Origin of the sequence: Amycolatopsis vastitatis, assembly GCF_002234595.1 — a bacterium.
Classification (GTDB): domain Bacteria; phylum Actinomycetota; class Actinomycetes; order Mycobacteriales; family Pseudonocardiaceae; genus Amycolatopsis; species Amycolatopsis vastitatis.
This window is the reverse complement of the sequence record NZ_NMUL01000002.1, coordinates 68,276-88,932: the sequence shown is the minus strand read 5'-3', so window position 1 is coordinate 88,932 and position 20,657 is coordinate 68,276. Positions and strand designations below refer to the sequence as shown.

The 20,657-nt window shown below is 69.9% G+C and carries 19 protein-coding genes; 10 read left to right on the top strand and 9 right to left on the bottom strand.

Translation table 11 applies throughout. The features are described 5' to 3' along the window. The first annotated feature begins 149 nt into the window (after positions 1–149). Together CF165_RS01755 and CF165_RS01750 are read left to right on the top strand one after the other, a co-directional pair. Positions 150–4,175 carry a PDDEXK-like endonuclease domain-containing protein gene (locus CF165_RS01755; protein ID WP_093945631.1) on the top strand — a complete coding sequence of 1,342 codons (4,026 nt, stop codon included), beginning with the start codon at positions 150–152 and terminating at the stop codon, positions 4,173–4,175. Then, positions 4,176–5,039, top strand: coding sequence for a hypothetical protein (locus CF165_RS01750; protein WP_093945630.1), 864 nt, complete (start codon positions 4,176–4,178; stop codon positions 5,037–5,039). A 45-nt stretch (positions 5,040–5,084) separates the two neighbouring features. Here the strand turns inward: CF165_RS01750 and CF165_RS01745 are convergent, their stop codons facing one another. Next, positions 5,085–5,984: a thermonuclease family protein gene (locus tag CF165_RS01745; RefSeq protein ID WP_093945629.1), complete on the bottom strand. Its 900-nt coding sequence runs from the start codon at positions 5,982–5,984 to the stop codon at positions 5,085–5,087. A gap of 100 nt (positions 5,985–6,084) precedes the next feature. Between CF165_RS01745 and CF165_RS01740 the strand changes: the two genes are divergently transcribed. Further along, positions 6,085–7,629 (top strand): 3'-5' exonuclease, encoded by a 1,545-nt coding sequence (locus CF165_RS01740; protein WP_093945628.1) that lies wholly within the window; start codon positions 6,085–6,087, stop codon positions 7,627–7,629. Positions 7,630–7,757: 128 nt separating this feature from the next. Continuing rightward, a complete protein-coding gene (locus CF165_RS01735) occupies positions 7,758–8,096 on the top strand; it encodes a DUF3024 domain-containing protein (protein WP_020642747.1) in 339 nt (112 codons plus the stop codon). Here the strand turns inward: CF165_RS01735 and CF165_RS01730 are convergent. Continuing rightward, entirely contained in the window at positions 8,093–8,410 is a 318-nt protein-coding gene (locus CF165_RS01730) for a nucleotide pyrophosphohydrolase (protein ID WP_093945627.1), read from the bottom strand. The genes CF165_RS01735 and CF165_RS01730 overlap by 4 nt on opposite strands. A gap of 134 nt (positions 8,411–8,544) precedes the next feature. Between CF165_RS01730 and CF165_RS01725 the strand changes: the two genes are divergently transcribed. The 3 genes from CF165_RS01725 to CF165_RS01715 all read left to right on the top strand — a co-directional run bounded on the left by CF165_RS01725 (position 8,545) and on the right by CF165_RS01715 (position 12,575). Then, positions 8,545–9,465, top strand: a complete 921-nt coding sequence (locus CF165_RS01725; protein WP_093945626.1) for a nitrate- and nitrite sensing domain-containing protein — start codon at positions 8,545–8,547, stop codon at positions 9,463–9,465. An 88-nt stretch (positions 9,466–9,553) separates the two neighbouring features. Then, positions 9,554–10,876 (top strand): DUF6880 family protein, encoded by a 1,323-nt coding sequence (locus CF165_RS01720; RefSeq protein WP_338023387.1) that lies wholly within the window; start codon positions 9,554–9,556, stop codon positions 10,874–10,876. A gap of 190 nt (positions 10,877–11,066) precedes the next feature. After that, on the top strand, positions 11,067–12,575 hold the full coding sequence (locus CF165_RS01715) for a hypothetical protein (RefSeq protein ID WP_093945624.1): 1,509 nt from the start codon (positions 11,067–11,069) through the stop codon (positions 12,573–12,575). Positions 12,576–12,578: 3 nt separating this feature from the next. Here the strand turns inward: CF165_RS01715 and CF165_RS51680 are convergent, their stop codons facing one another. The 3 genes from CF165_RS51680 to CF165_RS01700 all read right to left on the bottom strand — a co-directional run bounded on the left by CF165_RS51680 (position 12,579) and on the right by CF165_RS01700 (position 14,874). After that, positions 12,579–12,734, bottom strand: a complete 156-nt coding sequence (locus tag CF165_RS51680) for a hypothetical protein (RefSeq protein WP_167441312.1) — start codon at positions 12,732–12,734, stop codon at positions 12,579–12,581. A gap of 474 nt (positions 12,735–13,208) precedes the next feature. Further along, entirely contained in the window at positions 13,209–14,141 is a 933-nt protein-coding gene (gene coaA / locus CF165_RS01705) for a type I pantothenate kinase (RefSeq protein ID WP_093945623.1), read from the bottom strand. 115 nt (positions 14,142–14,256) lie between these two features. Next, positions 14,257–14,874, bottom strand: a complete 618-nt coding sequence (locus tag CF165_RS01700; RefSeq protein WP_093945762.1) for a macro domain-containing protein — start codon at positions 14,872–14,874, stop codon at positions 14,257–14,259. A 99-nt stretch (positions 14,875–14,973) separates the two neighbouring features. Here CF165_RS01700 and pheA point away from each other — a divergent pair, with 99 nt between their 5' ends. The 3 genes from pheA to CF165_RS01685 all read left to right on the top strand — a co-directional run bounded on the left by pheA (position 14,974) and on the right by CF165_RS01685 (position 17,263). Next, a complete protein-coding gene (gene pheA / locus CF165_RS01695) occupies positions 14,974–15,882 on the top strand; it encodes a prephenate dehydratase (protein WP_093945622.1) in 909 nt (302 codons plus the stop codon). Further along, complete coding sequence (locus CF165_RS01690; RefSeq protein ID WP_093945621.1) at positions 15,879–16,496, top strand: histidine phosphatase family protein; 618 nt, start codon at positions 15,879–15,881, stop codon at positions 16,494–16,496. Before pheA ends, CF165_RS01690 begins: the two co-directional genes overlap by 4 nt. 116 nt (positions 16,497–16,612) lie before the next feature. Beyond that, a complete protein-coding gene (locus tag CF165_RS01685) occupies positions 16,613–17,263 on the top strand; it encodes a DUF4232 domain-containing protein (RefSeq protein WP_093945620.1) in 651 nt (216 codons plus the stop codon). On the opposite strand, the gene CF165_RS01680 is transcribed toward CF165_RS01685, so the two are convergent. The 4 genes from CF165_RS01680 to CF165_RS01665 form a co-directional block, all read right to left on the bottom strand. Further along, on the bottom strand, positions 17,260–17,739 hold the full coding sequence (locus CF165_RS01680; protein WP_093945619.1) for a hypothetical protein: 480 nt from the start codon (positions 17,737–17,739) through the stop codon (positions 17,260–17,262). The two genes, CF165_RS01685 and CF165_RS01680, sit on opposite strands and share 4 nt — an antisense overlap. A gap of 39 nt (positions 17,740–17,778) precedes the next feature. After that, the gene (locus tag CF165_RS01675; RefSeq protein ID WP_093945618.1) at positions 17,779–19,044 is read right to left on the bottom strand and encodes an MFS transporter; all 1,266 of its coding nucleotides are present in this window, start codon (positions 19,042–19,044) and stop codon (positions 17,779–17,781) included. Positions 19,045–19,214: 170 nt separating this feature from the next. Continuing rightward, a complete protein-coding gene (locus CF165_RS01670; RefSeq protein ID WP_093945617.1) occupies positions 19,215–19,565 on the bottom strand; it encodes a metallopeptidase family protein in 351 nt (116 codons plus the stop codon). Next, positions 19,565–20,596: a septum formation family protein gene (locus CF165_RS01665; protein ID WP_093945616.1), complete on the bottom strand. Its 1,032-nt coding sequence runs from the start codon at positions 20,594–20,596 to the stop codon at positions 19,565–19,567. The genes CF165_RS01670 and CF165_RS01665 overlap by 1 nt, the downstream gene beginning before the upstream one ends. Positions 20,597–20,657: the final 61 nt, after the last annotated feature.

Here is a 20,657-nt window from a genome sequence, read left to right as displayed (position 1 = left end):
GTGACGACCGTGCTTGAACTACACCGATCGGACGGGTTCCGCCCGACGCGATCTTCTGGAATCCTGGAGGGCTCGTCGCAGAACGGCGGGCCCTCACGTGCCGGTCACGTCAGGTCAACCGAACCGTTCTGCTGAGGGGGAACAGCGGCATGACCGCGCAGTTGGACACCGGGCGTCTCGATGTCGTCGCCGCGAAGGCCGTCGAGTGGCGCCGCAACCTCATCGACCTGAGCTTTCGCAACACGCTCCTGTATTTCAAGAACACGAAGCAGGGCAGCCTCGAGCTGACCGATGCCGATCCGGGCGCCATGGCCGAGCTGACGTCACGAGCCAAGGTCCGGCTGAGCAAGCTGCTGCCCGAACCCGAGAAGCTCCGGGACGCTTGCAGCCGGGCTCGCAGCCTCAGCAAGCGGATTCAGCTGTTCGAAGAGGAGCAGGGCCTGGATGTCGGTCGCGTCGCGTTCGGGCTCGTCTGCACGACGCCCAAGCAGCGGCAGGGCGCGGTTCCGGTGCTGCCTCTGCGAGCGCCGCTCCTCTTGCGGCCGGTCACGATCAAGGCCAGGACGACGTCGGAGAGCGACTACACGCTCGAACTCACCGACGAGGCCGAGCTCAACCCGGTGCTGCTGCACGCGCTCAACGAACAGTACGGCGTCGATGTCCAGGTGCTCGCCGACCGGATCGGCGAGGTGATCGACGGTTCGGCGCCTCATGCGATCCAGATGGAAAACGCCCACGCCCGGCTCGCCGAGGTCGCCGCGACCCACGGGATCGAGCTGCAGCTCGAGCAGGCCGTGGTCCTCGGGACGTTCAACTACGAGAAGCTTCCCATGGTCGAAGACCTGGCCAACGCGACCGAGTTGCTCGCGTCACACGACCTGATCGCGGCTCTGGCCGGGTTCACTCCAGCCGGTGAATCGCTGGTCGTATCAGGTGAATTCCGTCCACCGGCGGTGGACTCATTGCCGCCTGCTGACGAATTCCTTGTCCAGGACGCGGACTCATCGCAACACCGGGCGATCATGACCGCGCTCTCCGGTCGCCACGTCTTCATCGAGGGACCGCCGGGAACCGGGAAGAGCCAGACGATCGCGAACATCATCGCCGGGGCCGCGGCCACCGGGAAGAAGGTGCTGTTCGTCGCGGAGAAGCGCGCCGCGATCGAGGCTGTGCTCAACCGGCTGGCGGCCGTCGGCCTCGACGGATTGATGTTCGACCTGCATCAGCAGAAGATCAGCAAGCGGCAGGTCGCGCAGCAACTCGCGCTCAGCCTCGACCAGCTCGCGAAGGAACCGCCGATCGACGTCGCCGGGTTGCACGGCCGTCTCGTCAGCTCCAGGCAACGCTTGCTCGACCATTCGCGTGAACTCCACATCCGGCGGCAGCCTTGGGACTTGAGCGCCTACGAAGTTCGGAACAGGCTGCTCGACCTGCCGCCCGCGCCGGATATCCCCGGTGCCTTCCGAGGCGCCCACCTCCGGGCCCTGAACGCCGCTGTCGCCGCTGAACTCGAGGAGTCGATAAAGGACTTCGTCGACTCCGGTGGGCTGCGCATCCTCCGCCGTGAGACACCGTGGTGCAACACGCAGGTCCGGACCGTGGACCAAGCCGAAGCGGTGCTGATCCAGCTCGACCAGGTGGCCAACCAGACGCTGAAGCGCAGTCAGCACGGGATGCACAGGCTCATCGCGCAAGTCGGCCTCCGGCAGCCGCCCGACTTCGACGGCTGGGAACAGGTGCTCGAACTGCTCGATGGTGTTTCGCAGAGCGTACGGGATTTCGGTCCCACGATCTTCGGAACGCAGCTGGACCAGTTCGTCCAAGCGACCGCCGACCGCGCGACCCGTGCTCGCTACGCACAGCCGTTGTCGTGGCGACAACGCCGAGCTCTCGTCAAGCAACTGCGGGGGATGTCGACGACTGGCACCGCCAAAAAACCTGCGCTCCACGTCGCGCTGCTGGCGGTGCTGGCCCAACGGCAGCGGTGGCAGGAAATGGGCGGCCGGGAAGTAGCGCCTGCGGGGATCATCGGGCTGGACCAGGTCGCACAGGAGTACACCGAAATGCGCCGGCAGCTGGCGGCGGTCGCCCTGTCGGCGCGGTGGCCGGACCTGGCCACCGGGCCCGCCCCCGAAGTCGAACAGCGATTGACCGCGCTGGCCGGCGACAAGGCCATGTTGTTCAAGATGCCGAAGCTGAACGCTTTGCTCGACCGGTTCCGGCAGCTCGGCCTCGAGCCGCTGCTCGGTGAGATCGCGGCGCGGAACCTTTCCGCGGACGACGCGTGGGGCGCTTTCGAACGGATCTGGCTCTCCTCGATCGAGGACGACTTCAAGCTCCGGATCCCGGAGCTCGGCCAGTTCGTCGCCGACCGGCAGAACCGAGCGGCGCTCGACTTCCGCGCCGCCGACCGAGAGCACTTCGTGACAGCTGCACGGAGAGTGCGCCGGCAAGTGGCGAGACGAGCCCGCGAAGCCCAGGACAACCATCCTGACCAGGCGCAGATCCTCAAGAAGCAGGCGAGCCTGAAGACGCGCCACATGTCGACCCGCAAGCTCGTGGAGAAGACGTCGGACGTCCTGCTCTCCCTCCGACCCTGCTGGGCGATGTCGCCGCTGGTCGTGAGCCGGATGCTGCCTGCCGAAAGACACTTCGATCTGGTGATCTTCGACGAAGCGAGCCAGATCCGCCCGCACGACGCGATCACGTCGATCATGCGGGGCGAGCACTTGGTGGTCGCCGGTGACGAGAAGCAGCTGCCGCCCTCGAACTTCTTCGACCGGGCCATCGTCGCCGACGACGAGGACGAGGATGCCGACGGCGATCTGTCCGACTACGAGTCGGTTTTGACGGCGTTGAGACCCATCATGCCGTCGACCGAGATGCTGCGCTGGCACTACCGGAGCGCGGACGAACGCCTGATCGCCTTCTCGAACCGGGAGATCTACCGCGACGGCCTGGTGACCTTCCCCGGCGCGCAAAAAGACAGTCCCGTCACCCTCGTCACCGTGGACGGCGAAGCTTCGCCGGGGCAGAACGGTTCCGCGCCCGCCGAGGTCGAGCGCGTGGTGCAGCTGATACTCGAACACGCCCGGCTCCGGCCGCGCGAGAGCCTCGGCGTAATCACCCCGGGTGTCAAGCACCAGGGGCGGATCGAGCAACGGCTGACGCAAGCACGCCGGGAACACCCGGAGCTCGACGAGTTCTTCTCGGACGAGGTCGAGCTGGGACGCCGGTTCTTCGTCAAGAACCTGGAGAGCGTCCAGGGTGACGAGCGTGACGCGATCATCCTCACAGTTGGGGTCGCCCGCACCGCGTCCGGCAAGATCAACCGGACCGGGTTCGGCATCCTTAACCGGAAGGACAGCGAGCGCCGGGTCAACGTGGCGGTGACCCGCGCGAAACGCCGGATGACCGTGGTCGCGTCGTTCACCCACCACGACATCGAGCCGTCGACCGAGATCACCGGTACCGAACTCCTTCGGCGCTATCTCGATTTCGCCGCCCACCTGCGCGTCGACCAGGTCGGCCGCGCGGCGGAGCTGCCGTTGAACGGGTTCGAGCGATCCATGCTCGACGCACTGGTGGATCGAGGTGTGCCGGTCCACCCGCAATGGGGGTTTTCGGAGTACCGGATCGACTTCGCGCTGGAACACCGCGATCAGCCTGGGCGGATGGTCCTGGCCGTCGAGGCCGATGGGCATCGCTATCACCAGGCGCACAGTGCCCGGGACCGCGACCGGTTGCGGCAGGCACACCTGGAAAACCTCGGCTGGCGGTTCCACCGCGTCTGGTCGTCGGCGTGGTTCGCCGACCCGGAAAGGGAAGCGGACAACATCGTCGTGGCGTGGCACCAGGCGATGGCGGAGGCGGACGCCGCACCTGCGGCGGAACCCGAGCACGCGCTTCCGCAGCGCAGCGAGCCACCGCCTGCGGTCGCGCGTGGTCCGCGGCCACGCGTCCCGGCCGGCTTGTCCATCCAGGAGTACACCGAACGGCAGCTCATCGAGATCTGCCGCTGGCTGATGAGCGATGGTTTGCTGCTCGACCGCGACGAGCGCCTCCGGCAGGCGATGGCCGAGCTGGGCTTCCGCCGGCGCGGCGAGCGGATCGTCGAGCGTCTGAGCCGGGCCGTCGACATTGCGCAGGACCTTGCGGACAAAGAGGAGAACTGAATGTTCCCGTTGGACTCCCGGACGGCCGACCGGCTGGCCGAGGTCATCGTCGACATGGGCGGCTCGTACGAACGGAAGGGCTATCAGCTGGCCGAGTTGCTGCGGCACGCCGGGTGGGCAGGCCCACCCGATTACGACGGCTCACCGCGAATCCCCTGGCTACGGGAACAGCTCGACGAACGCCGTGACAACCACGCCGAGATCGAACGTCTGCTCTGCCGGGTCTGCGATCCGATCGAGTACGACGACGGCGACGTCACTGCGGCGGAGTTCCGTGCGGTGGTCAACGAAAAGCTGATACCGGAAGGTCTGGTGGTCACGCTCGTCGGCGGACGTCCGGTCATCGGCGAGCTCGGCGCGACCGACGAACAACCCAGGTACTCCGTACCACCGGACCTCAGGAACCGCCTCGGGATCTTGATCTCCGACGCTAGTGCGGTGGAAATGCTGAGCCGTCGGGTCGAGGAAACGCAGGTGTGTGAATCCGGTGGCGCCTACACGATGGCCATCATCGGCATCGGCAGTTTCGTCGAAGGGCTGCTTCTCACCGTGCTCACCGAACGCGACGACGACATCAGGTCGAACGGCTTCTTCGATCCACGATCGCAGCGGCAGCAGCGGATCAACCACGAGCGAGTTTCGCTTCAGCTGCTCATCGACACCGCGCACGCCAAGGACTGGATCCAGCTGGACGCGAAGGACTTCGCTCACCGGGTTCGCGATTTCCGCAACTTCATCCACCCGCGGAAGGAAATGGCGGAGCAGCCGCGGTTCGACGCCGACAGTGTGATGCTCTGCTGGGCGCCGGTGCACGCGATTTTGAACGATCTCGAGCAAAAATTGGGTCCGGCAGTCAAAGGCTGAACAGTCGGGGTTCCGGCCCGCGGGCGAGCCGGAACCCCGTGGCGATCAACCCTTGTCGCAGGCCACGCCGTCGCCGTCGCGATCGAGGCCCTTGCGATAACCCGGCTCGCCCTTGTGGATCGGGGCCACCCCGGCCGCTCTGGCTTCTGCGCAGTTGGCGTAGTACACGCTGCCATTGTCAGGTTCCGGGGCGGGAGGCTCTTCAGCGGTCGTCCGGACCGGATTCTGCTGGGGCGCCGCCTTCGTGGATGGCGCGGGCGGCGTCGAGGTCGGCTGCGGAGCCGGTTGCGTCGCCGGCACGGCGACGTTGACCGAGCCGTTGCACGGCGGTCCCCAGAATCCGCGAGCACCTTGCCGGGCAGCGGTTTCGGCAGCTTCGAATGCCGACGTCGCCGACTTGAGGTAGCCGTTCTGGACCGCCAGCGCCGCGTAGTCCCGGCCGTCCGCCAGTGCCACCGTGACCGCGCCCGCCGTTTCGGTGCCGAGGTGGACCACCGTACCGGTGAGTTTGCTGGTGGCCCACGCCAGCGATTCCGCGCCGAAGCAGTCGCTGCTCGTGCCGACTGTGGTGACGCCCATGACGTGCACTGTCTTCCGGACACCGTCGCTGTCGACCACTTCAAGCGTCGCACTGTCCGTCACGGTCGCCACGGTGTACGCCTCCGCGGCGGGCGTGGCCGCGCTGCTCGTCGTCGGTGGGGATGTCGACGGCGCCGCCGTCGTGCTCTGGTCCGGCGACTTCCCGAAAATCGCGCCGAGAATGAACAAGACGGCAAAGACGGCCAGGATGATCTTGAGCCAATTCGGCATTCGTCTTTTCGGACGCGACGGTACCTGTGCGGATGGATGCATGCGGGTGGTCCTCGTTCCTCGACGCGACGTGCCGACTCCGAGTTCGTGAAAACGCGGGCCGACGTTACGCCTCAGCACGTAACGGACCATCATCTGTTATCCGGTGGAATCTTGCTGTCACGATTGGGTTACGAACAACTGTGTCCGGAAGAAAAGGCGTCACATCGACGACGGTCGGCGCGATTCTGACGACGTGATCGAATCTCTTCCGCTCTCCGGTGTCGGAGGCCATCCCGCGCACGGCATCGACTTCACCGCCGTGGAAATCCGCACCACGGGTTTGCGGCCGGGGCACATCGTGGAGCTCGCCGCCGTTCGGACGAGGTTGGACGGCACGATCGTCGGCGAGTTCACGACTTCGATCAATCCCGGACGAGGGGTCCCGCCGGGGTCGGCCTTCGTGCACGGCCTCGACCGCGGCGAGCTCGATGATTCGCCCCCCTTCGGCGCCGTGCTGGGGCCATTGCTGGACTTGTGCGGAGGCAGCGTCCTCGTCGCGCACAACCTGCCGTTCGTGGACGGCTTCCTGAGCGGGGAGGTGGCCCGTCTGGGGGTCCGGGTTCCCGTCCTGCCCGGCATCTGCACGCTCGCGGCCGCGCAGACCGCTGTCAGGCTGCCGAACTACCGGCTCTCCACGGTGGCCCACGCGTTCGGGGTGCCCGTTCGCGTTGCTCAGCCGGCCCTGACCGGCGCCCGGGCGATCGCACGACTGGTGACAGCGCTCTTCGGCCGGCACGGGTTCGAGTTCGCAGTCGTTCCGGCCTTGCCTGCGGTTCCGCGGTTCCCCGCCGGAGGGCGCCTGCGGCCGCGTGCCGGGGAACCGAACGTCGAGCAGAGCTGGATGGCCGACGTCGTGGAACGTGTCACGATGGGACCGATCGGCGGGGATCCGGGGCTCGGATACGCCTACCTCGACCTGCTCGCGGGGGTCGTCGCCGACGCCCATCTGACGCACGAAGAGGTCTGGGCCCTGGCTGCGCTGGCGACCGAAGCCGGCATTCCCGAAGCGCAGGTTCGTGCCACCCATGAGCAGTTCGTGATGTCCCTCCGTGATGTCGCCGAAGGCGACGGCGTGGTGACCATCGAGGAAGCCGGCGAGCTGCAGCAGGTGGCCACCGCGCTCGGGGTCGCCGAAGTCCTCGGTGACGTGCGTCCCTCGGGCGTCGGCAAGCCGACCAGGGTTCTGGTACTCGGCTCCACGGCAGCGGCGGACCAGCTTCGCGCGCGGATCCTGGCCGAAGGGGCTCAGCTCGCCAAGAAGCTGACCTCGACGGTGACCCACTTGATCCGGGACGAGACGGTTCCGGCACAAGAACCCAGGCTGGCGAGGGCGGTCGAGCTGGGCGCCGTCGTCCTCGGCGTTCAGGAGGCGGCGACTGTTCTGGGCTTCGAGTCCGCGTCAGTCGAACGGGCCGTCGAACCACAACGGGTTACGCGAAGTGCGCCTGTTCCGGTCCAGCCGGTTGCTGTTCCCCGGCCGCCGGTGACGCGGCAGGTGCCAAGCACGTCACCGGTGTTCACGGCCCCGCCGGTGGAGCGTGCCGTGGCTTCCGCACCGGGACGTCGGGGACGGCTCGTCGGCGGCCGGATCCTGATGGGCGTAGGACTGCTGCTGATGCTCGTCGTCGTCTTGGCCATGTTCGGCGGGACGCCGCTGGCCGCCGGGATCTTCGTCGCGGTGCTCGGCGTCGGTGCGCTGCTCGGCGGGTGGTGGATCGCCACGCCGTCGCCGTCGTGAGCGACGTCGTCACGCCGCAGTTCGCCACCCGCGTCGCCGACGTCGAGGCTTTCGAGGTCACGGCCGAAGCCGCGCTCGGGGGTGACCCCGTGCGGCCCGGCTGAGGTGGACCGGGTTCACTGGGCGGTATGGCGGCAATTCCGGAGCTCGCGCTGCGGCAGATCGAACGGTGGTGCGCGCAACGCGTCCCCGCGCACCTTCAGGACCGGATCCGGGTCGAGTGCCGGACGCGGGGCCGCGCGGTCACCATCGTCGAACGGCGGGCGCCCTGGTCGCCGGAGGTTGGGCCCGAGTGGTCCGAACAGAAGATCGCGCAGCTGCGGCTCGACGAGTTCGGGATCTGGTCGGTGCTGTGGGCCGACCGGAACGGGCGGTGGCTGTCCTACCCGGACGCGCCGGTCGCGAGCACGCCGCCCGCCTTGCTCGCCGAAATCGACCGGAACCCGAACGGCGTCTTCTGGGGCTAGGCCGGCGGCGGGAAACGGAGCTCGTTGCGGTCGATCTTCGCGTGCGCGGCCGCCGGCAGGTCGACGCCGAGGCGGTCCGCCAGCTGCAGGAGGTACAGCGTGACGTCGGCGATCTCGTCGAGCACCTTCGCCTCCAGCGAAGGGTCTTCGCGCCACGCGTCGGACTCCTCCGGTGTGAGCCACTGGAACAGCGAAGTCAGCTCGCCCACTTCGCCGGACAACGCCATCACGAGGTTCTTCGGGGTGTGGTACGGCTCCCAGGCGCGAGCCGCCGCGAAGCCGCGGAGGCGCTGGGTCACTTCGTCGAAAGTCACGGGGGTGATTGTCCCCGGTAGTCACCGTGCGCTAACGGCCGTATGGCGGACTGCCGTTGACCGGTGAATCTCTCCCTCAATAGGTTGAACTTCGTCGGGATGCTTGCGGGGCCCAAGGCTGGGAAAGGAACGTCTTGAAGTACCTGCGATCCGTCCGCGGCCGCATGCTGGGCATCGCGTTCATCCCCGGCAGCGCGCTCGTCGTCGTGGCCGTGGTGATCGCGGTTTTCCTGGTCCACCAGGCGGTTCGGACCCGCGATCTCGCCATGGAAACGGCCGCCGCCGCCGATCGGACCGCCCGGGCGGTGGTCGCGCTGCAGGCCCAGCGGAGCGCGGCGATGGCCGTGCCCGACCGGCAGTCCGCCGCGTACGCGAATTTCACCCAGCGGATCGACACCGCCATCGCCGGCCTGCGCGACTACGCGCGCCGCGCGCCGAACGCCGAATCCGCCTATCAGCAGATGATCGCCGTCGAGCTGCTTTCCGTCGCCGAAGGCATGGATCGCTCCGATTCCCTCGCCCTCGCCGGGCTGGACAGCGTGACGCGGCGGGCGTACGCCTCCGCCGTCGCCGCTTACCGGGCCGAACTCGCGCGGGTCGCGCCGCAGCTCACCGAGAGTGGCCGGACGGCGTACGAGTCGCTCACGCGTAGCGCCGATTGGAGCAGGCTGGCCGCCGCCGAGGACTCGATCATCGCCGCCGAACCGCTGCCGGTGGCCGAGTCCACGTGGCGCAGCGCCGCTTACACCGTTTCCGGTGAGCTCGGCCGGTTGTACTCGCAGCAGAGCCAGTACGCCGTGCAGCTGACCCTTGACGACGGACGCCGCACCCTCGGCGGCGCCCTCGCCGCGGGCGCGGCGCTCCTGCTGTCCGCGCTGCTCCTCATGGTGGTGGTGCGGCGGCTCGTGGCGCGCGTGCCGGTGCCGGTGGTGCCGATCATGGTGCCGACCGTCCGCGCGGCCATCCCGCGACCCCGCCACGCACGGTCACGACGACCGCATCTGCCGGAGCCGTGGCCGCTGAAAGCCGTGCTCGACGACTTGCGGCGTCGATGAGCCGACTGCGAACCGTCACCTGTTACTCCGAAAAGAGCACGCGGTTGGCCCACACGCGTGCTGGACAGCCTCGGGCAGACTGGTGCGCGTGAGTCCCCCCTCGGATCTTCGCCCCTACCTGCGCACCTTGGACGCGGAGACGCTGGCGGACCTGCTGCACGCCCAAGCCGAACGTGACCCTGAGTTGCGGCATTCGCTCGAACTGCGCGCCGCCACCCAATCCGGTGACGTCAGCGAGGCGCACCGGCTGCTGGACGCCGCGGTCACCGACGGGAACGTCGAGTACACCGCGAAGGTCGGCGCGGTCCTCGACACGCTGCAGCGGATGCTCGACGCCGGCAGCCGCGCCGACCTGGGCCCGCTGGCCCGGCGCACGGTCGACGACATCAGCGAGGTGCTGGAGCAGTCCGGCGACCACGCCGGCGACCTGGCCGACCGGCTGGACCGGGCCGTCGAGCTGTACGCCCGCGCGTGCGCCGCCCGGCCGCCGGACCCCGAGAAGCTGGCCGACTGGATCCTCGAGGTCGAGTTCGACGGCCCCGGGCGTCCGGTCATCGACCTCGCCGAGTTCGCGACGGCGCTGGGCGAGCCGGGCCTCAAGCGGATCAAGTCCACTGTGGACGACGTGCTGGCGGCGAGCGGGCCAGGGCACCGCCGTGACGTGGCCGAACGGCTGCGGGAACAGCTGGCCGAGGTGCTCGGCGACGTCGACGAGCTGGTCGCGATCCTCTCGGCCAAGCCGCCGCGGGTGGACGTCAGCCTCAAGATCGTCCGGGTGCTGCGGGCCGCGGGGCGGCACAGCGAGGCCATCGCGCACGCCGCCCGCGCGCTCACGCACGACAAGCAGCCACAGCCCGAACCCGAAGACGAGACGTCTCGCCGTCGCAAGGACTTCGACGCCAAGCCTGGCCGCGAGACGTACACGGCGCTGCGCGAAGCCGCGCAGGCCGCGGGGAAGTGGACCGTGCAGCGCCGCGACGCGCTGGCGTGCCTGCGTGAACGCGCCGCCGAGGGCGTCGAGCAGGCGGGCGAACTCGTGAGCGTCCTGCTCGACGACGGCCGTCCGGACGAGGCCTGGCGGGCCTGCGTCCGGTTCGGCGCCGCGCCGGACCTCAAGCTGGAGCTGGCGGAACAACGGGCGGCCGACCACCCGGCCGAGACGATCCCGGTCTTCCGCGAGCACGTCGAGGAGCTCATCGAGCGCAAGGACCCGCAGGCCTACCAGGAGGCTGCCCGCCGGCTGAAGCTGTTGCGCACCTTGCACAAGCGCGCCGAAACCCCGGACGAATTCACCGCCTACCTCGCCGGGCTGGTGGAAACCCACCGCCGGAAAACCCGCCTGATCACGGAAATCCGGACCGCCCGCATCGCCTTGCCAAAAGCCGTAACTTCCGCGCGCACCCCTCGTTGACCGAGGTGGACCGGTGTTACACGTGCACCGGGACACCGTGAGCACGGCGAGGCGGTGACGCCGCTCTGGCCAGCGACGTCGCGGTGGCCCTGTTCCGTCGTCCGGCTCGGCGCCTCCCCGTCGAGCCCGCGGCGGGACCTCGCGCCAGGGCCACCGCGACCGGCTTGCGGTGAGGTGAAAGCATGAATGCATGAGCCCGGTCAGTCGCGCCCGCAAGAAGCCGCCGCAGCCCGTCACCCACAGCGTGACCGGTCTGTTCAAGGACGTCCTGAACGACTTTTCGGCGCTGGGTGCCGACCCCGCGCCGGTCGACGTCGAGCTGCTCGCCTCCGAGGTGCTCGGCCAGTTCCGCGACCTGCCGGTCGAGGACGGCGACGAGCCGCTGGGCCTGGAACTCATCGCCTTCGCCCAGCGCAAGATCACGCCCGGTGCCGCCGCGCTGCTGGCCGCGCTGAAGGTCGTCGCGGAGACCGACGTCGAACGCAAGGCCGCCGACGCCGGGCTGCAGGTCGTCCTCGGCCGCGGCATCCCGGAGCCGTCCTGGGCCGACGAGCTGGGCCGGGCCACCGCCGGCGAGTGCCTGCGGACCGGTGACGTCTACGGCGACGAGTCGTCCCTGCTCTGCGTCTTCTCCCACGGCGGCCAGGCGTACGGCCTGCTGGCGCTGCTCGACTTCACCGAGGGCGGCCGGGTGCGGGACCTCGTCGTGATCGACCAGCCCGCAGACGTCATAGCCGAGATGCGCGAGCAGGCCGACGCGGACCCGGAGCTGGTCGTCTTCGAGGCGGTCGACCCCGCCGAGGCACACCGCCTGATCGCGGACGGTCTCGCCGCCACCGACCACCTCGACGAGGCCGACGTCAGCGAGGACTACGCGCGCTTCCACGCCGTCGCGCTCACCTGGTGCCGCGCGCTGCCGGAACCCGCGCTCGTGCCCGAGGTGGCCGAGTGGTCCGAGACCGAGCGGGCCGCCGTCGTCGAGCAGTTTGTCGCGGCCAGCGGCGAGGACGCCGACGCCGCCCGCGCGATCGGTGCCCTGCTGCTGGAACACGGCGTGCGCACCGACCCGGCGAACCCGCTGCGCATCGGCCCGGAGAAGGTCGCACGGTTCCTCGAAGGCCTGCTCGGCGAGGAGTACGAACTCGACGCCGACCACGAAGACGCCGTCGAGCCGGTCGTGCTGGCCTGGGTGCAGTGGACGGCGGAGCGGGCCGGGTTGTCCGAGACCGCGGTCGCCGCGCTCGACGAGGCCGTCGCCGACTACCTGGGCGAGTACACCGACGAAGACGACTCGCCGCTGGAGCGCTACTTCGGCGACGTCGGCGACCTGTCGCCCAGCGAGCTGGCCGACGCGCTGGAGCGGCGGATGTTCGCCGTGCCGTCGCTGACCACGGAAATCGACGAGGAAGAGGTCGACCTCGACCCGACCGACCCCGAGCAGCGCCGGGCGCTCGTCATCGCCGAGGCCGACGAGGACGAGGAAGAGCAGCGGCTGATCCTGCGCGCGACGATCGTCGACCAGCTGTGGGACAACGAGCCCGCCGAGGCCTGGCAGGCCGTCGAGCGCCTGCGTGAGGGCGAGCTGGACCGCGACGAGATCTTCGAGCAGCTGATCGACGTGCTGGAAAACAGCCTGCTGGACGCGGAAAACCTCGAATACGACGCCGACGCCTACCTCGAGGCGCTGGCCGGACTCTGACGTCTAGGGGAGGGGGCCTGCGGGCTCGGCAGCCTTCGCTTTGCGGCGGCGTTCCTGCAGCCGGTCGTCGATGTCCACGACGAACGTTCCGGCGGCCATCGCGATCAACAGCGCCAGACCCAGCACCGCACCGACCCACGTGAGGATCATCGAGAACATCGTGGGCCTCCTCCCCAGCTCAGAGCCGTTTTCCTGACTCCTTCAGGGTCGCTTTCACACGGGTGCGCCGGTATCGGCCAACCGGTTACGCCTGAACGCTTCGCCTCGGCCGAACGGCCGGAATCCGGCGCGGAGAGTCGCGAGTCCACACCGGATCGTGGTCGCGCGTTCGCTCAGCGTGGGAAAGCGCGGCATGTGGGTGACGAGCCGCGTGACTGTCACATCTGGGGCTTCGCCCCAGGCCGGGGGCTCCGCCACCCGGAACCCCCGAAAAGCAGCTGTGACATCTGGGGCTTCGCCCCAGGCCGGGGGCTCCGCCACCCGGAACCCCCGAAAAGCAGCTGTGACATCTGGGGCTTCGCCCCAGGCCGGGGGCTCCGCCACCCGGAGCCCCCGAAAAGCAGCTGTGACATCTGGGGCTTCGCCCCAGGCCGGGGGCTCCGCCACCCGGAGCCCCCGATGAGATCGAGCGGGTCAGAGCTTGCGCAGGCGGACCCGGTTGATGGCGTGGTCGCAGTCCTTGCGCAGCACGAGCGTCGCCCGCGGCCGGGTCGGCTTGATGTTCTCCATCAGGTTCGGCTCGTTGATCGAGCGCCACAGGTGCCGCGCCTCGGCGCGGGCTTCGTCGTCGGGCAGGCCGGCGAAGTGGTGGAAGTGCGACGCCGGATCCGCGAACGCCGTGTGCCGCAGCTCCAGGAACCGCTCGATGTACCAGCGCTGGATGTCGTCGGTGTGCGCGTCCACGTAGATGGAGAAGTCGAAGAGGTCGGACACCATCAGCCGCGGCCCCGGCTGCAGCACGTTCAGGCCCTCGACGATGAGGATGTCCGGCTGCTGCACCACCTGCTCCTGGCCGGGCAGGATGTCGTAGGCCAGGTGCGAGTACACCGGCGCGGTGACGCGCTCGGCACCCGACTTGACCTCCGTGACGAACCGCAGCAGCGCGCGCCGGTCGTAGCTCTCGGGGAACCCCTTGCGGTGCATGATCCCGCGCCGCATCAGCTCGGCGCGCGGGTACAGGAAGCCGTCGGTGGTGACCAGGTCGACGCGGGGGTGGTCCGGCCAGCGGGCGAGCAGCGTGCGCAGGATGCGGGCGGTGGTCGACTTGCCGACCGCCACGCTGCCGGCGATGCCGATCACGAACGGGACCTTCGTGCCGCGGGAGTCGTCACCGAGGAACGTCGTCGTCGCTTCGTAGAGCCGCTGGCGCGCGGCGACCTGCAGGTTGATCAGGCGGGAGAGCGGCAGGTAGACGTCGGCGACCTCGGCCAGGTCGACCTGCTCGCCGAGACCGCGCAACCGCAGCAGCTCGGCCGCGGTCAGCGGCAACGGCGTCGAACTTCGCAGTTCTTTCCATTGTTCCCGGTGCAGCTCGACATACGGGCTGAGTTCGCGGACCCGGGTCATCGCACACTCCTCCGGCCGTCGCCTGCACTGGCGGACGTTCACCTGCGTGATTCAACGGTAGGGCTTACGGCCCGTGAACGCGCTGTGATGTAGTCCACCCCGAATCCTCGGGAAATTACCGAGCGTGACGGAAAACCTCGTCCCAGGCCGCCGCGACCTGGCGCGCGCACGTCGCCGGTTCGACGCCGCCGACGCCGGTGCCCAGGCCCGGCATCGCGATCGTGTCGACGAACTTCCGCACCGGCCCGTGGTCGAGCCGTCCGTCTCGCCACTGCAGGAAGACCGCGCGGGCGGCGAGGTAGGGGTGCACGGTGTCGGCGGGCAGCACCTCGCCGGGCTCGCGCATGGTCGGCGCGCTGATCAGCCACGCCGGCTGGGCTTCGCCGGTCGGGACGAGCACGGCCTCGCCGATCGGCAGCTCACCGCCGTGAAAGGCCAGGATCTCGCTGCGGACGCTCTGCTCTATGCCCGGGAAGGCCCGCGCGTAGACGGCGTCGATGCCGCCGCGCATCCAGCCGTAGGAGTTGGCCGGGCTGACCACGGCCTGGGCGGCGATGTCGAGGACCGACCCGCGGTGCACGCGGACCCGGCCGGCCACCGACTTCGCGGCGGTCGTCCAGGCGTCGGCGAGTGGTTCATCGACGGCGCACAGCACCAGCTCCGGGGTGCCCGGGGCGAGCCCGGACGTCCCGGCGTCCTCACGATCGGTGTGTGTGCCCGAATCGGCGGTCACGTACCCCAGCATCGCAAAAAACGCCACCCGGCGTAACCGGTTCGAGTACCGGCTGTCCGAGTGAAAGTCGCCACGGCGGGGCCCCGTAGCCTGAGTGCTGTGTCACGGATCGCATACTTCGGCCCCCGAGGGACCTTCACCGAACAGGCCGCGCGGGCCCTCGCCCCCGGCGAAGAACTGCTTCCGGTCGAGACCGTCCGGCTGGCGATGACCGCCGTCCGCAAGGGCGAGGCGGACGCCGCGTGCGTCCCCATCGAAAACTCGGTCGAGGGCGTGGTGCCCGCCACGCTCGACGGGCTCAGCGAGTCGACCCCGCTGGTGGCCGTGGCCGAAACGATCCTGCCCGTCCACTTCAGCGTGCTGACCCGGCGGGGCGGCGGGGAGATCCGGACCGTCGCGAGCCACCCGCACGCGCTCGCCCAGGTCCGCGACTGGCTCGAGGCGAACCTGCCGGACGCGCACCCGGTGGCGTCGTCGTCGACGTCGGCCGCCGCGGTCGGCGTGCTCGAAGGCGACTTCGACGCCGCGGTCTGCGCGCCGGTCGCGGTCGAGCACTACGACCTGGAAGTCCTGGCCACCGAAGTCGCCGACGTCTCCGACGCGGCGACGCGGTTCCTGCTGGTCCGCCGGCCGGGCGAGCTTCCGGAGCCGACCGGCGCCGACCGGACGTCCGTGGTCGCCGCGGCCGCGAACCGCACCGGCACGCTCGCGGAGCTGCTCACCGAGCTGGCCACCCGCGGGATCAACCTGACCCGGCTCGACGCGCGGCCGACGCGGTCCAACTTCGGCGAATACCGCTTCTTCATCGACTTCGAGGGGCACGTGGCCGAGCCGCGCGTCCTCGACGCATTGACGGCGTTGCGCCGCCAGTGCCGCAACCTGCGGTTCCTCGGCTCGCACCCGCGGGCCGACGGGACGCAGACCACCATCGAGTCCGGCTTCGGCAACGACGACTTCGTCGAGGCGGCCGGCTGGGCGGCCGCGGTCCGCAGGGGGGACCTGGCGTGAGGCTGCTGCTCATCCGCCACGGCCAGACCGACGGGAACGTCCGTGGCGCGCTCGACACCGCCCTGCCCGGACCGCCGCTGACCGACCTCGGCCGTCGGCAGGCCGACGCCCTCGCGGCGCGGCTGGCGGAGGAGCCGGTCGTCGCCGTCTACGCGTCTCAGGCGACGCGTGCCCAGCAGACCGCGGCGCCGCTGGCGGCCCGGTTCTCGCTGGACGTGCAGGTCGTCGACGGGGTGCACGAGGTCGTCGCGGGTGACCTGGAGGGCGCGACCGACCACGCGTCGATCCGGACGTACATGGACACGGTCCGGCGTTGGACGCTCGGCGAGCTGGCGGCGTCGCTGCCCGGCGGCGAGAGCGGCACGAGCGTGCGCACCCGGATGCTGGACGCGGTCGGCAGGCTGCGCGCCAAGCACGAGCAGGCCGACCCGGACGGCGTGATCGCCCTGGTCAGCCACGGTGGCGCGATCCGGCTGGGCAGCGAGTGGCTGGCCCCGAACGTCCACCCGGACGTCGCCAACGCGGCGCTGATCCCGAACACCGGGCTCGTGGAACTCCAGGCTCGCCCGGACGGGCAGTGGCACTGCTTGACCTGGGTCGACACGCCGCTCTGACCGTCACGAAAGTGTGATCCCGTCACGTTTAGAACACGTTTGGTGGGGAATTTACGAAGCTGACCAACCTGCGCACGACCGGTACGTCTACCCAGTAGCACCACACCAGGGAGGCGATGGACATGGTTCGGACGAAGCTTTCACGGTTGTTCCCGGTCGTCGCGGCTTCGGCGGGCGTTCTCGCGCTTTCCGCCTGCGGGAGTGGGGGCACCACGCCCGCGGCGGACAGCTCGGCGCCGTCCTCCTCGGCGTCGCCGACCGCCACCCCCACGGTCACCACGGCCACGTCGAGCCTGGGCAGCCCGACGCCGGCCGCGCCGCCGGTCGCCCAGCCCGTCGACAACGGGCTCTGCAAGGCCGGCGACGTCCAGCTTTCGCTCGGCCAGGGTGACGCCGGTGCCGGCTCGGTGTACCGGCCGCTGCTCATCAAGAACGTCAGCGCCAAGCCCTGCACCATCCAGGGGTTCCCCGGGGTGTCCTATGTGGCCGGTGCGGACGGGCACCAGGTCGGCAAGGACGCCTTCCGCGACGGCACGAAGGGCAACGCCGTCAAGCTGAACCCCGGCCAGACCGCGGTCGCCGACATCCAGTTCGTCAACGTGCAGAACTTCGACCCGGGCACCTGCCAGCCGACGCCGGTGAAGGGCCTGCGGATCTACCTGCCGCAGGAGACCGCGTCGAACTTCGTGCCCGAAGACGGCACCGGCTGCGCCAGCACGAAGATTCCCGGCAACCAGCTCGCGGTGAAGACCGTCCACCCCGCCTAGATCCTGGCGCAGATTTCCTGAGCCTGGACCAGGTGCCGCTGGCCGGAGAGGTCGTTGAAGTGCAGGCTGAGCACCATCCGGCTGACGCCGTCGATGTGGTCGGCCAGCGCCTGGTAGTTCGGGTCGACCTGGGCGGCGGCCGAGGACAGCTCGCGCGCCGCCATCATCCGGTGCAGCCGCTCCGACGTCAGGCTGGGTGTCAGCGACGGCTGCGCGTCGCGGCTCGTGTCGGGCAGCTCGCCGACGCGGTCGAGCGCCTGGCACGCCGCGACGGCGTCTTCGAGCGCTCCGGCGTGCACCCCGGACAGTCCCCAGAGCAGGCCGAGCACACCGCTGCCCAGCACGAACCCGGCGACCGTGGCCAGCACCAGCATCCGGCGTGACGGCGCCGGGGCCGACGTCGTGACCTCATCGGACTCGGCCGGAGAGTCGTCGAAGCCGGGACCGGTGCCGGTGCCGGTGTCCGCGGTGCGCATAGCAGCCTCCTCACCACCTGGGTGAGGAGCTATTTCAGCTCACAATCCCGGATCGTGGTGCGTCAGCGCCGCGGCTGAGTCCGATTTGTCACCGAGCGGGAACCGCCGCAGCGCGCCGAACGCGAACGCGGCGATCGCGAGCATCACCACCCCCGAGACCGCGAACGTCCGCGCCGCCGTGCCGAGTGCCTCGGTCAGCACCCCGCCGAGCAGGGCGCCCAGCGGGATCGCGCCCCAGACCACCGTCCGCCACACCCCGAGCACCCGGCCGAGCAGCTCGCCGGGAACCAGGGTGTGCCGCGCGGTCGCGAGCACGACGTTCACCGCGACGACCGCGGCCGCGAACAGCCCGAACAGCGCCGCGCCCGCGACCGGTGAGCGCACCAGGCCCATGCCGCCGAACCCGATGCCGCAGCAGACGATCCCGCCGACGACGACCGCGCGACGGCCGGTCGCGTGCACCAGCCGCGGTGCGACGCCCGCGCCGGCCAGGCCGCCGATCCCGCCGACGAACGCGAACAGCCCGAACGTCGCGTCGGACAGGTGGAGGTCCTGCAGCGCGTACAGCACCAGCTGCGCCTGCGCGAGCTCGCTGACCAGGCTGAGCACGCCGGCGACGACGACCAGCCGCCGCAGCAGCGGGTGTCCGCGCAGCCACCGCAGGCCGTCCGCCAGCTCGGTGCGCAGTTTCGCCGGCCGGACGGCCGTTTCCGCCGTGCCGCGGTAGGTGCCGGCCAGCCCGAGCAGCACCGCGGCCGCGATCGCGAACCCCGCGGAGTTGAGGATGAACGGGAAGGCCGCGAAGAGCGCGAACGTCAGGCTGCCGACCGGGCCGCCGAGGAACGTCTGGCCGACGATTTCGCAGGCCTGCAGCTTGCTGTTGGCCGCGTCGAGCGAGCCGTCGCCGACGACGGCCGGGATGAGCGCGTTCGCCGCGCTGTCCGCGATCGTCTCGGCCGTCCCGATGATCAGCGCGGTCAGGTAGACCAGCCAGATCGTCATGCCGCCGGCGGCGACCATGACGGCCAGCGCGCCGACCGCGACGGCGCGGGCGGTGTTCGCGGCGATCATCGCCCGCCGCCGGTCGATCCGGTCGACCAGCGCGCCGGCGACCGCGGCGAACAGCAGCCAGGGCAGGAACTGGGTGGCGGACAGCCCGGCGATGAGCACCGGGTCGCGGGTCAGGGTCGTGGCCAGCAGCGGCAGGGCCACCTTGCCGATGCCGTCACCCAGGTGGGACGTCGCGCTCGACGTCAGCAGCCACCTGAGTCTTCGTCCGTTCCCGTCGTTCCGGGCTTCGTTCATTGCGCCTCCCCGCACGAATCGAAGTCACCCAACGACTTGGGTAAGAGGATAACGGCGGTGATGGCTGCGCGTGGTCACGTTGTCACTACTGGTGAAACTCGTGACAGTTTCCCGCGCCGAATGTCGAAATCGGCGGAAAGTCTTGGTGCGCCGGGGAAATCCGCGCCGGCTCAGCCCCAGCCGAGCTCGTGGAGCCGGGCGTCGTCGATGCCGAAGTGGTGGCCCAGCTCGTGCACGACGGTGATCAGGACCTCCTCCACGACCTCGTCCTCGTCCTCGCACATGGCCAGGATCGGCTGCCGGTAGATCGAAATCCGGTCCGGCAGCACCCCGCCGTACGACGACGTCCGCTCGGTCAGCGCGATCCCGTGGTAGAGCCCGAGGATGTCCGGGGCCTCGTCGTTGAACTCCTCGACGAGCACGACGACGTTGTCCATCGCGCGCGCGAACTCGGCCGGTACCTCGTCCAGGGCTTCCGAGACCAGTTCTTCGAACCGCTCCCGGCTCATCTCGACGGGCATCAGCCGTTCTTCTTCGTCGACGGCGGAGTGGCGCTCGGCGAGACCGGGCCGCCGCCCCCGTCCGAAGGCGGGCCGCCGCCGTCTTGCGGCTGACCGCCGTCGGGCCCGGCCGGCGCGGCCTTGAGGCTGCCGGTCACCGCCTGCAGGCCGCTCTTGTCGGGCAGGGCCGCCGCCACCTTGCAGTTGACCTTGGCCGAGCCGACGTCCCAGCTTTCCTGCTCGCGCAGGTCCCAGGTCAGGATCAGGTGCTTCGCGTCGAGATCGGCGCCGCCGGTGTAGTCCGCGGCGGCCTTGTTGCACTCGGTGTCGAGCCAGGCCTTCTGGTCGTCCTGCGTCGGGTAGCCCTCTTTGAACTTCGACTTGAGGTCGAGGGTCGCGATGATCTCGTACGAGTGCGGTTTCGCGCAGTCGATCGGGTCGCCGACGCCCTTGCCGAGCAGGGCCAGGCAGGTGCCCGGCTCGAAGACCAGCGACTGGTCCTGGTCCTTCGCCGGCCCGGTCGTCGGCAGCAGCCTGCCGCCGGGGCCCGCCCACTGCAGGCCGCAGCGCAGCTGGCGGTCGCCGTCCTCCCACTGCGACGGCGTCGGGCGGAGCAGGTTCGTCGTGAGCTTCCCGTACGGGTCGAGCCGGTGCCCGAGGTAGGGCTTCACGTCCGCGGTGCACTTCTGCTGCGCGATCTGCTGCCACTGGTCCAGCGACGGCACCGGCGCGCCCTCCGGGAACTGGGCGCCGATGTCCACCAGCGTGGTCACCTCGAACAGGTGCGGCTGGGTGCAAGCGACCTTGCGCGCGTCGCTCGCGTCCGGGTTGTCCCAGGTCAGGCAGCTGCCGGGCGGCGAGTGGAACGCCTCTTGGGCGGCGGCGGACAGCCTGCCGGCGCCACCACCGGCCCCGCCGGTGATGCCGTCGCTCCAGGAGAACACGACGCTGAGCGCGAGCGCGATGAGCGCGCCCGCGAAGATCCCGCCCATCACGACGCGGGTGCGCAGGGTCTGCGTGGCGGCGGGGAACCGATCGGCGCTGGGAGACATCGCAGTCCATGATGCCCGCGCCGCGCGCGACGTGCGCGATCCGGGTGGTTAGGGTGGTCAC

Excerpts from the sequence above, each read along its gene's own strand:
- CF165_RS01755 (WP_093945631.1), top strand. The coding sequence starts at position 150 with ATGACCGCGCAGTTGGACACCGGGCGTCTCGATGTCGTCGCCGCGAAG.
- CF165_RS01750 (WP_093945630.1), top strand. The coding sequence starts at position 4,176 with ATGTTCCCGTTGGACTCCCGGACGGCCGACCGGCTGGCCGAGGTCATC.
- CF165_RS01745 (WP_093945629.1), bottom strand. The coding sequence starts at position 5,984 with ATGATGGTCCGTTACGTGCTGAGGCGTAACGTCGGCCCGCGTTTTCAC.
- CF165_RS01735 (WP_020642747.1), top strand. The coding sequence starts at position 7,758 with ATGGCGGCAATTCCGGAGCTCGCGCTGCGGCAGATCGAACGGTGGTGC.
- CF165_RS01715 (WP_093945624.1), top strand. The coding sequence starts at position 11,067 with ATGAGCCCGGTCAGTCGCGCCCGCAAGAAGCCGCCGCAGCCCGTCACC.
- CF165_RS51680 (WP_167441312.1), bottom strand. The coding sequence starts at position 12,734 with ATGTTCTCGATGATCCTCACGTGGGTCGGTGCGGTGCTGGGTCTGGCG.
- coaA (WP_093945623.1), bottom strand. The coding sequence starts at position 14,141 with ATGACCCGGGTCCGCGAACTCAGCCCGTATGTCGAGCTGCACCGGGAA.
- CF165_RS01685 (WP_093945620.1), top strand. The coding sequence starts at position 16,613 with ATGGACATGGTTCGGACGAAGCTTTCACGGTTGTTCCCGGTCGTCGCG.
- CF165_RS01680 (WP_093945619.1), bottom strand. The coding sequence starts at position 17,739 with ATGCGCACCGCGGACACCGGCACCGGCACCGGTCCCGGCTTCGACGAC.
- CF165_RS01675 (WP_093945618.1), bottom strand. The coding sequence starts at position 19,044 with ATGAACGAAGCCCGGAACGACGGGAACGGACGAAGACTCAGGTGGCTG.
- CF165_RS01670 (WP_093945617.1), bottom strand. The coding sequence starts at position 19,565 with ATGCCCGTCGAGATGAGCCGGGAGCGGTTCGAAGAACTGGTCTCGGAA.
- CF165_RS01665 (WP_093945616.1), bottom strand. The coding sequence starts at position 20,596 with ATGTCTCCCAGCGCCGATCGGTTCCCCGCCGCCACGCAGACCCTGCGC.